The sequence below is a fragment of the Rhodopirellula maiorica SM1 genome, from assembly GCF_000346295.1.
GTDB classification, from domain to species: Bacteria; Planctomycetota; Planctomycetia; order Pirellulales; family Pirellulaceae; genus Novipirellula; species Novipirellula maiorica.
Genome location: NZ_ANOG01000701.1, coordinates 1 through 14,721, shown reverse-complemented (window position 1 = coordinate 14,721; position 14,721 = coordinate 1). Strand labels below are relative to the sequence as shown.

At 55.1% G+C, this 14,721-nt stretch carries 10 protein-coding genes and 2 pseudogenes; all 12 read left to right on the top strand.

Features of this window, described 5'->3' with window-relative positions; genetic code table 11:
• A pseudogene (locus tag RMSM_RS41215) lies at positions 1 to 645 on the top strand (hypothetical protein); the annotation flags it as partial.
• 149 nt (positions 646 to 794) lie between these two features.
• Positions 795 to 1,970, top strand: a complete 1,176-nt coding sequence (gene eboE / locus RMSM_RS22680) for a metabolite traffic protein EboE (protein ID WP_008701892.1) — start codon at positions 795 to 797, stop codon at positions 1,968 to 1,970.
• 92 nt (positions 1,971 to 2,062) lie between these two features.
• A complete protein-coding gene (locus RMSM_RS22675) occupies positions 2,063 to 2,782 on the top strand; it encodes a pyridoxine 5'-phosphate synthase (protein WP_008701890.1) in 720 nt (239 codons plus the stop codon).
• Between the two features lie 661 nt (positions 2,783 to 3,443).
• Positions 3,444 to 5,084 carry a MotA/TolQ/ExbB proton channel family protein gene (locus RMSM_RS22670; protein ID WP_008701889.1) on the top strand — a complete coding sequence of 547 codons (1,641 nt, stop codon included), beginning with the start codon at positions 3,444 to 3,446 and terminating at the stop codon, positions 5,082 to 5,084.
• A gap of 2 nt (positions 5,085 to 5,086) precedes the next feature.
• Positions 5,087 to 5,914, top strand: a complete 828-nt coding sequence (locus RMSM_RS22665; protein WP_008701887.1) for a hypothetical protein — start codon at positions 5,087 to 5,089, stop codon at positions 5,912 to 5,914.
• Complete coding sequence (locus RMSM_RS22660) at positions 5,911 to 7,041, top strand: DUF4200 domain-containing protein (RefSeq protein ID WP_008701886.1); 1,131 nt, start codon at positions 5,911 to 5,913, stop codon at positions 7,039 to 7,041. The genes RMSM_RS22665 and RMSM_RS22660 overlap by 4 nt, the downstream gene beginning before the upstream one ends.
• 192 nt (positions 7,042 to 7,233) lie before the next feature.
• Positions 7,234 to 10,332 (top strand): PVC-type heme-binding CxxCH protein, encoded by a 3,099-nt coding sequence (locus tag RMSM_RS22655; protein ID WP_008701884.1) that lies wholly within the window; start codon positions 7,234 to 7,236, stop codon positions 10,330 to 10,332.
• A gap of 160 nt (positions 10,333 to 10,492) precedes the next feature.
• Positions 10,493 to 11,431 carry an RDD family protein gene (locus tag RMSM_RS22650; protein WP_008701883.1) on the top strand — a complete coding sequence of 313 codons (939 nt, stop codon included), beginning with the start codon at positions 10,493 to 10,495 and terminating at the stop codon, positions 11,429 to 11,431.
• Positions 11,428 to 12,513 carry a stage II sporulation protein M gene (locus RMSM_RS22645; RefSeq protein WP_008701881.1) on the top strand — a complete coding sequence of 362 codons (1,086 nt, stop codon included), beginning with the start codon at positions 11,428 to 11,430 and terminating at the stop codon, positions 12,511 to 12,513. Before RMSM_RS22650 ends, RMSM_RS22645 begins: the two co-directional genes overlap by 4 nt.
• Positions 12,503 to 13,594, top strand: a complete 1,092-nt coding sequence (locus RMSM_RS22640) for a hypothetical protein (protein ID WP_008701879.1) — start codon at positions 12,503 to 12,505, stop codon at positions 13,592 to 13,594. The genes RMSM_RS22645 and RMSM_RS22640 overlap by 11 nt, the downstream gene beginning before the upstream one ends.
• Complete coding sequence (locus RMSM_RS22635) at positions 13,591 to 14,445, top strand: hypothetical protein (RefSeq protein WP_008701877.1); 855 nt, start codon at positions 13,591 to 13,593, stop codon at positions 14,443 to 14,445. Before RMSM_RS22640 ends, RMSM_RS22635 begins: the two co-directional genes overlap by 4 nt.
• A pseudogene (locus tag RMSM_RS42945) lies at positions 14,445 to 14,721 on the top strand (hypothetical protein); the annotation flags it as partial. The gene RMSM_RS22635 and the pseudogene RMSM_RS42945, both read left to right, overlap by 1 nt.

Below are 14,721 nucleotides of genomic sequence, written 5' to 3'. Positions count from 1 at the left end.
GGCGCGACGGTCGGAACGGCGGCCGCGACCATTCGTCTGCAACGTGTTACCGACGACGCACGCCGCCGTCGCAATCAGCGTCTACGACGCTATGCCGCCGTGATCTTGCTGCCGCTACTTTGCACCGGCGCCGCGACCGCTGCGATGTTGTCGCAGCCTGCAAAAAGTATCGGCCGTTTATTGCGTCCGGATCAGGTACCGCAAACCAATTCGGTCCAGGAACAATACCTTGTCGCGCTGACCCGTAATGACGAAGCCGGCTGGTTGGCCGTTTCCGAGAACTTCCCGCCCGATGCCAATTCGACGAATACTAATTATTACGCGAAAAGCATGCTGCAACTAGCTCGCTTTATGATGAGCGAAAAGCAGTGGAAGCAAGCGGACGCGGTGTTAGAGCGGCTGAGCGCAGACCCCAGGATCGATCGGCTTTACCGCACCTTGGCATTGGCACAGCGTTGTTTGACGCTCGAACAGTTGAATGATTCGCGGCGACTTGGCGAGGTCCGGACACAGTTGCAAGCGGCCTATCGCGAACTGGAAACCAGCAATCGCGATGCGGCCCTGCTGTTGAATCGCTTGATTCCCGAGAAAGATCGGCTGAGGCTTGGGCTACAACCCATCGTCAATAGCCCCCCAAGCAGCTAAAACGTGACCGAATCCGTGATGGAATGCGGCATCGCTGCGAGATCAAAGCATTGCCAGCAAACGCACCGCTGCATCGTGTCGACCACCGACACACGCGGGTAACGGCGGTGGTCTGAGGATCTGTTGAATTATTCAGTGAGGAGAGATTGATGAGTTTTACCGTCGGTTATTGCACCAATGTGCATGCAGGCATGGATTTGCCGGCCATTCGCAAAAATTTGCTTCAGCACGCCGTATCGGTGCAATCGAGCCTGCCAATCGACACGCCGCTTGGCGTGGGATTGTGGTTGCCAGCACAAGCCGCCACCGAGTGCTTCGAAGGCGGTACGAAACCACTGCGTCAATTCCTCGACGAGCACCGACTCGAAGCGTTCACGATCAACGGATTCCCTTATGACAATTTCCACCAAGACGTTGTCAAGCATCGCGTCTACGAACCGACATGGTGGGAAACGAGTCGATTGACCTACACCAAACAACTCGCCGTCATCCTGACTGAGCTGCTGCCGCAAGAACAGAAGGTGGGATCCATCAGCACGTTGCCGATTGGATGGGCATCGGACAAAGCCACACCGGAACGTCTTGAAACGGCGGCACAAAACCTACGTCAATTGGCTGAGTTCTTGGCGGCGCTCGAGGAACAAACGGGCCGTCGTATCGTCGTGGCGATCGAGCCCGAACCTGGATGTATCTTGGACACAAGTCAAGATATTGTCGATTGGTTTGACAAACACCTCGACAAACCCATGCACCGTCGTCACATCACCGTTTGTCACGACGTGTGCCATGCCGCAGTCATGATGGAATCGCAAGCCGATGTGCTACAGCGTTATGCAACCGCAGGCATTACGATCGGAAAGGTGCAAGTCAGCAGCGCGATCGTCGCAGAGTGGGACGCCATGTCGCTCGGACGCCGGCAAGAAGCGATTGAGCAGTTGAGCAAGTTTGCTGAGGATCGCTATTTGCATCAAACCGGGCGAATCACCGGAGACAACCAATTTGAATTGACCGAGGATCTGCCCACGCTGATTTCGCGTGCCCGCGGTTCAAGTGATCCCGCATGTGGCGACAAACGATGGGTTGTTCATTTTCATGTTCCCATTTTCCTGGAGCGATTTGGACATTTAACGACCAGCCAGGATGAAGTGCGAGACTGCCTGCGAACCTTGCTCAGCAGCGATACGTCGATTGATTTTACCGGACACCTCGAAGTCGAAACGTATGCCTGGAGCGTGCTGCCGGACGCGATGCGAAAACGCAGTCTCGCCGCAGACATCTCTGAAGAAATTCGCTGGTTACGACGCGAGCTGATCGATTGTATCTGAGCATACATTCACAATTCCCATTTTAGATTTAGCCGTTTTGGCGCTCGCTTGCCACGGTTCTTATCACCCTTTCAACGATCACTTCAAACAAAATGATTGAACTCGGCGTCAATATTGACCATGTTGCAACCGTTCGCCAAGCGCGGCGTACGTATGAACCTGATCCTGTAATCGCAGCGGCGCTCGCAGAGCAAGGAGGCGCCGACGGGATCACTTTCCATTTGCGTGAAGACCGTCGTCACATCCAAGAACGTGACGTCGAAGTGCTGATGCAAACTGTGACCGTGAAAACCAATCTCGAGATTGCCTGTACCGACGAAGTGGTCGCAATCGCATGCCGAGTCAAACCAACATGGGCCCTGTTGGTCCCCGAAAGCCGTGAAGAGGTCACGACCGAAGGAGGATTAAATGTTGTTGATGACAAAGGTCGCATTCGAGACGCCATCGAAAAATTGAAAGCCGAGGGTATCCTAACCAGCCTGTTTATCGACCCTGATTTGGAACAAGTCCAAGCGTCCGCGGACCTCGGCGTGGATGCCGTCGAACTGCATACCGGACCGTATGCATTGGCCCGGGGGGCGCAGCAAACTCAAGAACTCGACCGTTTGAAAGCAGCGGGCAAAAAAACATCCGAATTGGGAATGCGACTGCACGCAGGTCACGGTCTGAACTACGCTAACGTCCGTCCCGTCGCCGCCATCGAGAACATGATCGAATTGAACATCGGTCACTCGATCGTCAGCCGCGCCGTGATGGTGGGAATGCGTGACGCGGTCGCCGAAATGCGACGGATTTTGGATTTGGTCGGGTAGGTTCAACCACACAATCGGACCGTCACTGCCGCCCAAATGGGTGGCCCGCCTAGCAATCTACAGCGGCGGCTTGTTGATTCATTGAGCCGCGGCGCGTCAGAGAACGTCCGGCTTAGGGTGACTCTAACAACTCGCATTCGTTCTTTTTTTAAGGCTGGAGGCCGACACATTTACTCAGTCATTGTGTCGGCCTCCGGCCTTTGCAGCTCATTCGCTACATCCCGTGGCCTTACGGCCACGGCAGAGGATGTATCGGCCTCTGGCCTAAGCCGGACGTTCTCGTCAGCGGCCGGGTCCCACGCACGCCCTGGTGTTTTACGACCCGCGGCTCACCGTGGCGATTTTTCGCTGCGAAGTGTGGTCGCTTCACTGCCCCAAACGGCGAACGCATCCACCATGCCCCCCATGCGGCGTCGCCGCGACATTTGGCGTCGACGCCACGTATTTCATTAGAATCTGCATTACCCAGCGGGTACGAACCGGCGGTGGAATACGTTGAATATTGTCGGACGAGACAATATTTCCGGCTTACAATCAAGATTGCCGGCTTTGCAAGCTGCTATCTTTTTGATTCCTCATCGGCGTCTGTTTATAACATGATGACGCCTTTCTCGTTGCTTCTCCCACCTCTGCGTCCCCCCACTGCTTCTGCGAAATACGAATGTCCTTTTTCAAGATCTCCTGTCCTGGCTGCAATAAATCGTTAAAGGTATCCGAGAGTCTGGCGGGCAAAAGTCGCGCGTGCCCTTACTGCCGAGCGACGGTGCGAATTCCCGAAACCGCTCCGCCGGAACCTGAACCTGCATTCCCAGGCATTCAAGTCAGCGAGACGCCGGCATCCGGCAAACCGCGTGCAAAAGCGGCCGCTGCGACCGACAGCGGCACCGACCGAGCAGGCGCAGTTACCCCCGCGATCCAAACCACCGCGGCGGCCACGACGGCGCCGGCAAAGAAAGCTGTCAAACGGCGCCGCCGTGAAAAGAGCTGGTTCAGCTCGAGCAGCGATTCAGCCAGCAGCGACGTCAGCTTGGTGCTCAGCTTTCTAATTGGCGGAGGCGTCGCGTTGCTGTGGTATGGCGTGACCTATCCAATCCGCGATAGTGCGTTCGGACAACTGTTTTGGGAACGGGGACCGGTCCCGTTTCCGACGACGCTGCTAATGTTCTGGGCGCTGGCCATCTTGGGGCTGAAATGGCTAAATTTGAAAAAGCAGAAGGATGCGATGCTGTTGGACGTGTTGCCAACAGAGGTTTCGCCCGAGATCACCGTTGGGTCCATCGACCGATTTATCCTGCACATCAACGAGCTGCCCGGTGCCAGCAGCGATACGTTTCTGGTCAACCGCGTGGTCCGCGGGATCGAACATTTTCGCGTTCGCAAAAGTGCCGCTGAAACCGTCACGATGATGGAATCACAATCGGCGATCGATGCCAATAACGTCGCCGGCAGCTATACGATCCTGAAAGTGTTCATCTGGTCGTTGCCGATCCTTGGGTTCATCGGGACAGTCATGGGGGTCAGTTCGGCAGTCGCCAGTTTGGCCTCCAGCCTCAGTGGTGGCGGCAGCATGGACGCGATGAAGGCGGCACTGCAAGACGTCTTCGGCGGACTCGGCACCGCGTTCGACACAACGCTGCTGGCGTTGATCATGAGTATGCTTGTGAAGATTCCCGCTTCGGCGCTGCAGAAAAGCGAAGAGGATGTGATCACCAACGTTGACGAGTATTGCAACGAAAATCTATTGCGTCGGCTCAACGACGGACGCGAAGGAGGCGCCGAACGTGGTGCAAGCGGCGGTGAATCCGATATTTTCCGACAAGCCGTCGAACAAGCCCTGGGGACGCATCATGCCGAGATGGAACAGTGGCTCTCGAAGCTCGATACCATTGGCACCCATTTAACCGACCAAGTCTCAGCGGGCTGGGACAAAGTCAACAAGCGAATCGAAGAACAACAACAAAAACATGTCAACGTGCTGCACGAGCAGCAGCTTGACCAACAGGCTCGCTTACAGGCCCAATTGGACCAGATGGCAAATGCGGCAGACAAGATCCAGCAAACTCTAACTTCGCTTGCCGAGCAAACCACCACTCTGCAGTCTCAGGTCAACGAAACGTTCTCGAACACCAACACATCGTTGACGAACCATTTGTCGGGCGTACAAACGGGGCTGGCTAGTTTAAGTGGAGTACTTGAGCGACTTGGCGACCAACAAGTCGTCGTCCAGCAAGTCGCGGCGCAGCCCGAGCCAAGCCGCAACGGATGGTTCAGTAAAAAGTCGCGGACACGTGGGCGAGGTTAATCATGGCACGCCGACCGAAAACCTCTGACGACGACATCTCGCTGTTTCCGTTTCTCAGCATCATCGCCAGCGTGATTGGAGTGCTGACGATGATGATTGCCACCCTTGCGCTCGCGCAAACCGATACGCCCGATATTGCTCAGATCGAGCAATTTGAAAAAACAAAAAAAGAACTCGACGAAACACTCGAAGAGGTCGAGGAACTGCGGCGTGAAATCGAAGTCTCCAATTCAACCGGCTTGCAACTGCGTGAAGAAAAGAAGCTTCTCAACATCACGCTCGAGCAGCTCGAGGAACTGCTGAAAGAGCAGGAGGAGATCGAAAAGCAGCTGGAAGAGCAGGAAAAAGTCAAAATCGTGATCCCGACCCTCAGCGAGAAAGAACGAGAAACCGCCAGCGAGATGAAAGCGGAACTCGATGCATTGCAAGAAGAGCTGGCACAGCTCGAGCGAGAAGCGGCTGAGCGGGCCGACGCATCCGAGTCCAATGTGACCGTTTTGCCGCAAGGCAGTGGATTGAACTTCGTGCCGCATTTTGTTGAATGCAGCGAAGGGGCAATCGTGATGCATCACTTACAGCCGCCCAAACGAATTCGCGCAAGCGAAATGGCAAAGGACGCGGACTTTGTCGCGTTATTGGAAACCGCACTTAACGGGAAAGATGACACGATCGTGTTTTTAGTCCGCAGCGATGGATTGTCGGTCTATCGTGCAGCCAAGAAAATGTGTGACAGTCGTGGAATCCGCAACGGTAAAATTCCGGTTGTCGGCAAGGGGCGAATCGACTTGTCTGCGTTTGCAACATCGACGAAGCCAAAGGGGGAAAAATGAAACGCCAACCCAGCAATGACGATGAAGATGGCGGCTTGGATTCGCTGCTTGATACGATGACCAACGTCGTCGGCATTTTGGTGCTTGTCTTGATTGTGACGCAAATGAGTGTCGCGGAGGTCGTGACACGGGTCACCGAAGAATCCACGGTCGACGAAGCTCAGGTCGAAGAGCTGCAAAAGAAACTGCTGCAGAAAAAGCAGGAAGCCTTCGAGCTGAATCGAATGCTTGTCGATCCCTTGGATATCGATGCCGATGCTCAGCGAGAAGAGTTGCGAAAGAGCAAAGAATTGCTGGCCCGACGTAAGAAAAACATCGAGGATCGCAAAAAGCAAATGAACGAATTTGCCATGAAGATCCAAGCGGACCGCGAAATGGCAGAAAAGAATGCTGCCGAGATTGCCAATACAAAAGCGCAACGCGAGAAGATGCAGACGTTAATCGCAACGTCGCTGGAGCGCAAAGCGGAACTGGAAGCGATCCTCGACAAGACTCCTCGGCGGCAAGCGCCCCCGGACATCCAAGTCAGTATCCCGAACCCTCGACCGGCACCGCCGGGGACGAAAGAGGCCACGTTTATCTGTGTTGACAATTTGGTCTATCCGGTGAATGCCGAATTCTTTCGCAAGCAAGCCGAATTAATGGCCAAGGCCATCATTCAACGCGGCGGTTTGGATCGCGATCCCGTCGCTGGCATCGATCCCGAAAAGTTCACTGCGGTTTACGAAAAGTTGAAGGACCAGGACGAATTTTTTGACGTCGAGTACTTCGTCCAATCCAATAAATGGCCGCGAATTCGCTTGATCCCTCGCGAAGGACGCGGTGCAAACGAGTCTGCGATTCTGAATCCACGCTCCAAAATCCGCCGTGATGTGCTCAGCCGACTCGACACAACAAAGTACTACGGTCGTTTCCATGTGTTGCCGGACAGCTTTGATGTCTACGTGGCCGCGCGGGGGCTGTTCAGCGACGAAGGAGTGCTTGCGGGTTGGGAACCGCAGCCCGCCGACTGGGTCTATACGACTCACATCAACGGCGGCATCCGGCTCGGTCCGCCGCCGCCACCACCGAAAAACCCACCCGATCCGAACGCGCCTAAACCCAAACCCGCCTCGGTGATCGATTAGAATGCGTGAGCCGTGACGTTCGGACTTCACATAGGATTTCTATATTTATCCTTGAGACGATCCCGCAATCACCTCTCTGCCAACCAAGTTGGTTTCGAGGCGGCAGTTGTATCGTGAGATACCGAACGGCTCGCTTCACTAACAAATCGAAACCACTACGACGTTACCGCTGCTGTACGAGGAAACTGGCTGATGCATCGCACTTTGTTGCTCGGGATACTTCTGCTGGTGTCCTCCGTTGCCAACGCCGAGTTTCCTCCGCTATTCAATACGGAACCACTCGCCGACGCTCCGGTGATGACCGCTGCTGAAGCAGCGTCGACGTTCACGGTCCCCGACGGGTTTCGGGTGACGGCGGTTGCGTCCGAACCTGACGTCATGAACCCGATTGCGATGACTTGGGATTCACGCGGACGTTTGTGGATCGCAGAGAACTTTACCTACGCCGAACGCCAACAACGTTTCCAACTGGATTTGCGCGACCGTGTTGTCATCTTAGATCCAGCCAACCAGGACGATTCGAGCAAAAAATCCACCGCGAATCGCATCCGCCGCACCGTGTTCACCGACAACGTGCAGATGTTGACCGGAATCGAAGTTGGTCACGGAGGCGTGTGGTTGATGTGTCCTCCGAAACTGATCTTCATTCCTGACGCTGATGGCGATGACGTGCCCGATGGGCCGGGCGAGGTCGTGTTGGACGGATTTGATGTGGCAAAGCAAAACTATCACAACTTTGCCAACGGGATCCGTTTCGGTCCCGATGGTTGGCTGTACGGTCGCTGCGGCGGTTCGTGCCCCGGACGCATCGGTAAACCGTCAACTCCACGCGATCAACGACCGGCACTCGAAGGCGGCATTTGGCGTTATCACCCGAAACATAAAATCGTCGAAGTCTTGACGGCGGGCACGACCAATCCTTGGGGACACGACTGGAACGACGTTGGCGAGATGTTTTTCTGTAACACCGTCAACGGCCATCTGTGGCATATGATTCCGGGTGCCCATTTCCCGCGTCCGTTCACGCTCGACCCGAATCGACGTGCTTACGAGATGATCGAAATGCATGCCGATCACTGGCATTTCGATACTGGGCAAAGTTGGACCAAGTCACGCGATGGCGCAGCGAATGATTTCGGCGGCGGTCATGCGCATTGCGGCACTTTGATCTATCAAGGCGATCAATGGCCGGACGCCTACGTTGGCAAACTGCTAACCTTTAACTTTCACGGCCGACGTGCCAACCAAGAGCGGATCGAGCGACACGGCAGCGGTTACGTGCTGCGACACGAACCCGATATGATGCTGGCCAAAGATCCCTGGTTCCGCGGCATGGACCTGAGCACCGGTCCGGATGGCAACGTGTTTGCCATCGATTGGAGCGATACCGGTGAATGCCACGAACACACCGGAGTCCATCGCGAAAGCGGTCGCGTTTACAAAATTAGCTACGGCGATCCAGCCCCTGCGAAAACGAAACCGGCATCCACCGACGTGGCACAGTGGTCGCAAACCGATTTGGCCAACGCTCACTTGCCAGGCAATCGCTGGCAACGACGCCAAGCCCGCATGGTATTGATCGGCCGCGCTAATGCGGGCCAAGACATCAGCACAGCGACGAAGCGACTACACGAGATTTTTTCCGCCAGCGACACCCGCGAATCGACCGCGGTTCAGTCGCTGTTGACGCTGCATGCGTGTGGCGAGACGACACCCGACGACTTGACCGCGTTGCTGGACCACCCGTCGGAATATGTTCGTGTCTGGGCAATTCGCTTGCTCAGCGAGACTTGGCCGCTTGATGATGTGATGGGCGCGAGTTGGAAGTCGAGCTTGCCGGCGACAGTCACAGAATCTTCCCAAGCATTGATCTCGCGTTTTGCTACGATGGCGAGCCAAGATCCCTCTGCCGCAGTCCGCTTAGCTCTCGCATCAACACTGCAGCGATTGCCACTGCAATATCGCGCATCGTTGGCCAAACCGTTGGCGATGCGAATCGAAGATGCCGACGATCACAACATCCCACTGATGACCTGGTACGGCGTGATGCCACTTGGACAAGCACACCACACCGATCTAGTCGCGGTGGCATCGACAAGCCAACAACCTCGCTTGACTCAATTGATCGCTCGTTGTTTGGCCGAGGAGATCACGCGATCGCCCGCCGCGATTGACACATTGTTAGCGAAAGTAGCCAACAGCAACGACCGGCGTTTTCAGCTTGCCGTTTTGCGCGGTGTCAGTGACGGGCTTCGCGGCTGGGCTTCCGCCGACCGGCCCATGTCGTGGGACCAAGTCGTTCGTATCGACCACGATGAACTTCGCCCGTGGATTCGCGAATTAAGCGTGGTGTTCGGCGATGGCCGTGCGATGGACGAAGTCAAACAAATTGCACTCGGCAATTCGGTGAATGATTCAAGCATTCCGATCGCTTTCGAAACACGATTGGCTGCACTTGAAACGTTGATCCAAAGCCAGAGCAAGGACCTGAGACCGGTCTGCGAAAAATTGATCAACGATGCACGCATGAACGTGTTGGCGGCGAAAGGCTTGGCAACCTTTGACGACCCCAAAGTTGCCGTCACGCTGGTGTCGAGGTACAACCGATTCCGTGGCCCTGACAAACCTCAAATTGTATCGCTGCTGTCGTCGCGAAAATCGTTCGCCAGCGAGCTGTTGGAAGCGATTGGAAAGGGAAAGATTCCTCGTCAAGATTTATCGGCGTTTCATGTTCGGCAAATTCAAAGCCTCGGCGACGCGGCGCTGAATCAGCGGATCGGCGAAGTCTGGGGCGAGGTCCGTGAATCGTCGGAAGAGAAACAGCAGTTGATCGAGAAACTGAAAACCGAATTGACGTCCGACGTGTTGTCCAGTGCGAATCGCAGTGCTGGCCGGGCTCTGTTTCAGAAACATTGCCAAAATTGTCACCGTTTGTATGGCGAAGGAGGCCAGGTTGGCCCCGATCTCTCGGGTGGCAACCGCAGCAACCTCGATTACTTGTTGTCCAACATCATCGACCCTAGTTCGGTGGTGGACAAGAACTATCGGATGACGATTGTGTTGCTCGATGATGGCCGCGTGATCAACGGGTTGTTGACCGACCAATCCGATCAAACCCTGACAATCCATACCGCGACCGAACAAATGACAATCCCCCGTGACGAAGTGGAGATGCAAAAGGTAACCGAAAAATCGCCGATGCCCGAAGGGTTACTCGACACGCTTTCGCAGCGTGAAATCCGCGATTTGTTTTCGTACCTTAGCCATCATTCGCAAGTCGCACTGCCGTAATCTATCGAACGGGCTAAACGTGGGGGGATCGCAAAAATCGTAGAGATCCTCTCACGATTCGGACACCGCCATGGTTGCACGACGAGGGGGCTACACGCGATAATGGTTGCTGAGCGGAATTGCACATTTCGAATTCTTTTTTTGAGCCCCCAGCCCCCGCATGAGCGTCCCTGCTGCACTCGACACGACGATCGCGGTAGTGACACCGGAAAACATCGCCTTTAACTACCAGTTGGCGGGGCCGTTTCGCCGATTGCCTGCCTATTTGATCGACGTCGCGATCCGCTGGCTAATTATCATCGGCGTCGTTGTGCTGATGCTGATCACGGGCGCAATCCTGGATTTGCAATTTTTTGGTCCGTTCATCGGTGCCGGTGCGTTGATCTTGAATTTTGTGGTCAGCTGGTTTTACGGAGCCACGCTGGAAACCTATTTCAACGGTCGGACGGTCGGCAAATGGGCCACCGGAATCCGCGTCATCGATATCGAAGGGCGTCCGATCACGGGCAAACGAGCATTGATCCGCAACCTATTGCGGATCGCAGACTTTTTGCCTGTCGCCCCGCTATCAAGTCTCGGTGCCGAAGACGCTCCACCGGCGTTTATCATCCCCACCGCAATGGTTTGTTTGTTGTCGATGATCTTTACACGTCGGATGCAACGACTTGGTGATTTGGCGGCCGGCACGATGGTGATTGTCGACGAGCGGAGCTGGCGACTACCGATTGCCAAAGTCGATGACCCGCGGGTACCTGCGTTGGCATCGTTTATTCCCGCCGATTACCGAGTCTCGCGGAGCATGGCGAAAGCCTTGGCGATTTATGCCGAACGGCGTCACTATCTAACGCCGGCACGTCGACGCGAAGTCGCCAAGCACTTGACGATCCCATTGATCGAGCGATTTGAATTTCGCAACGACATCGATCCCGACTTGCTGATGTATTCGCTGTACTACAAAACGTTTCTAGCCGACGCATCAGGCGAACTTCCCGATTTGGGCAACTTGGCGGACTTTAGTCCGTTGGCGAAAGATGCGAACAAACCAACACAAGTCCTGGCGAGCAACCAACCTTCCACACCGATGCGGGCGCCCTCATGAATGTTGCCTCAATCTTAGACAAGCGTCGCGTTCAGTGGAACGAACTGGAATCGCTGTGTGATGCAATGGAATCGCGTGGCCGCACCGATCGCGCGGGCGGTCCCGAACATCGCGGTGCTCAAGGTATCGCCCGATTTTCGACGCTATACCGTGCCGCCTGTGCCGATTTGGCGTTGGCCGATGCCTACCAATTGCCGCCCAATACGGTGACCTATCTGCATCAATTGGTCGCTCGAGCACACAACCAACTCTATCGGGCGAACCAATTTGAACCGTCCACTTGGATTGACGTCTTGTTCTACGAAGCGCCACGGCAAATCTTTGCCGATTCGTGCGTACGAGTGGCCACGATTCTGTTCTTCGGACTTTTTACACTCGCCATGTACATGGGTTATAGCGAAGAACAGTTCCCTGGATTTGCCAATGCGGTGATGGGCGAAAGCCAACTCGAGGATCTCGAGTCGATGTACGAACAAAAACTGAATGGGTCACTCGACCATTATGTGTCGATGGCAGGCTTTTACATCAATCACAACACTGGCATCGGATTAACCTGTTTTGCCTCTGGGATCTTGATCATTCCCTGTGTTTTCAAACTGGCCTACAACGCCGTCGTGTTGGGCGTCGCGTTTGGCTATATGGCGAGACCCGATGTCACCGGGGGCGAGAATTTTTTTCAGTTTGTCACAGCGCATGGACCATTCGAATTGACCGCGATCGCACTGTCCGCTGCGGCCGGGTTGCGGCTTGGTGTCGGATGGTTTCGCACCGGCGGGCTGAACCGAATCGATTCGCTACGCGCCAGTGCGATCCGAGCGATTCCGGTGATGGCCGCTGCCGCATCGATGTTTGTATTGGCGGCATTTACCGAAGGATTCTTGTCTCCCAGCCCGCTGCCGTTCATCTTTAAAGCTGCCTGGGCGGTCATGTCATCGGGTTTGATTAGTTTTTACTTTGTGATTCTTGGGTTCCCGTGGCCCACACGATCACGCGGATCACATTCGCCGCGATACGAGTCGACGACAAGCGATTCCGACGCAGGTGGTTCAAGTTCGGTGGGGCAGGTGACGCATGCAACTTGATCGCACCCATGTGGTTGTCCGCCGCCGGACGTTGTCCGAGATTGGCGATTTATCCTTAGTCATGCTGCGCCGCTACCCATCGGCAATTGGGATTGGCTTTTTTGCCGGCGCGGCTCCGTGGGCATTGCTCAATTCGCTGCTGCTGTATTGGATCCCGATCACCGAATCGGACTATGGTGCCGACGATCCCGACGCGGTCGCGGAAATTTGGCGTTACGCCGCGTGGATGGCGCTGTTAGTGGTGTTGCAAACACCAGCGGCGGGCGTCGCCACGACGATCTATCTTGGCCAAGCCGTCTTTGAAAGCCGTCCTACGTGGACCAGCGTTTTCAGCGATGCCAAACAATATTTCTGGCGTTGGTTATGGGCAATTGGCGTGGCCCGCTGGGCGATTCCGGCGATGGCAATTTGTTTATTTCGCCTGGGGCAACCAGCGGATTGGTTTTGGGATGGCATGATTCCAATTTGCATTTTGGCGGCGGCAACCTTGGTACGTAGCAATCGCCCTTTTTTGCCCGAAATCTTGTTGCTTGAACAATGTCCGCTCCGCAGTCAAACGGCGACCGACATTACGGTGTCTCGTCGCAGCAAGGCACTGCATCAACCAATGTCGAGTGATTTGGCGGGCCGATTCTTGGCGTCATCATTTATCCTGTTTTGGATCTTTATGAGTGTGTTGTGTTCGATGCTCTTCGTTCGCGTGATCGCGACCGGAAATCCTGATTGGGATTTGTTCTTCTTGACCGTGATGTTTCCTGCGTCGTTGTGGTTGGTGGCGGGCGTCAGCGTGGTGATGCGATTGCTGAACTATCTGGATACCCGAATTCGGCTGGAGGGCTGGGAAGTGGAGTTGGCGATTCGCGCCGAAGCAATGCGGCAGTTTGGTGAAGAGGCGGGATTGGCGGTTCGCCCGCAACATAAACACCCTGTCGCCGCCCGCGCAACAGCGAGCTCATCGGTCCGGGGTTCCGCAGTGGAAGATCCATCAGCCGCGGTGTCCCCACCCACGGCCCAGATTGTTCAAGACAGTTCGGTTGTACAAAACGATCCGGTAGTTCCAAACGGGCCGGGGGCGTCATGATGCGAACCCGTCACCCGCTTTTTCACATCGCGATGTTGCTGGTATTGGCATGCTTGTTTTGCCAAATGGGCCATCGAGCATGCGCCCAAGACGCCAACGACAAGACGCAATCATCGTTCTCGGAAAACGTGTTGCCGTCGACGGTTTGGTTCGACCCCGACGAACGAAAAATTGTACCGGTTAGGGTGCAAACCAGCTTAGATGATACCGAACATCGCGATAGTCGCTGGCTACCCAAAGCAAAACAGGTCGCCAAAAAATCGACTCCCGCTGCTCCGACCACCCCTACGGCGACGACAACGAACGGTTTGTTTGGAACCGATCTAACGCTCGGCAACCTGTTTGCCTGGATGTTATTAGCCGCAATTGTCGCCGGGCTTGTGGGTACGTTGATCTATGCATTGTCCAAAGCCGACATCGACTTGAACGCTTCGTCCAAATCCGCAGCGACGGATGAACAAGCTGGTCCGGACGAACAAACGATCGAGCGAATGAAACACCTGCCTGCGGAATTACGACGCACTGACGTCAATCTTCGCAGCGAAGCGGCACGGCTGATGAGTCTGGGACAATACGACCAAGCCGTCATCTTGTTGTTCGCCCATCAACTATTGTTGCTGGATCGTTCGTCACTAATCCGGCTGAACCGCGGCAAAACCAACGGCAAATACGTACGCGAATGTCGTGCGGCCGATGCAGAGCTTGGCTCGCTATTGAAGGAAACCACCACCGCATTTGAACGCTCCTATTTTGGACGCCAACAGATCATCGATTCTGAATTTCGTGATCTTTGGAATCAAAACGAAACGCTTGAGCGTAAAGTCCAATCGCATCACGAGGTGGCGGCATGATGCCAACGAGATCTCAACGCAATGTCAAAGTTTGCAATTCGCAAAATCCGTTAATACTGCTGTTGTCGGTACTGAGCATCACGGCAATCGGTTGCGGCGGCTTGTCGACAAAGTACGGGGATTCATCGGGTCGCAGCGGGACGCAGAGTTTAAACGGCTTCGGCGCACTGCGTGAATCTTTTAAGAACGCCGGTTTCCAACACCGAGATGTCTCGCGGTTTTCCAATCGCGTCCTTACCAATGATGCCCTCGTTTGGACTCCGACTTACTTTCAGG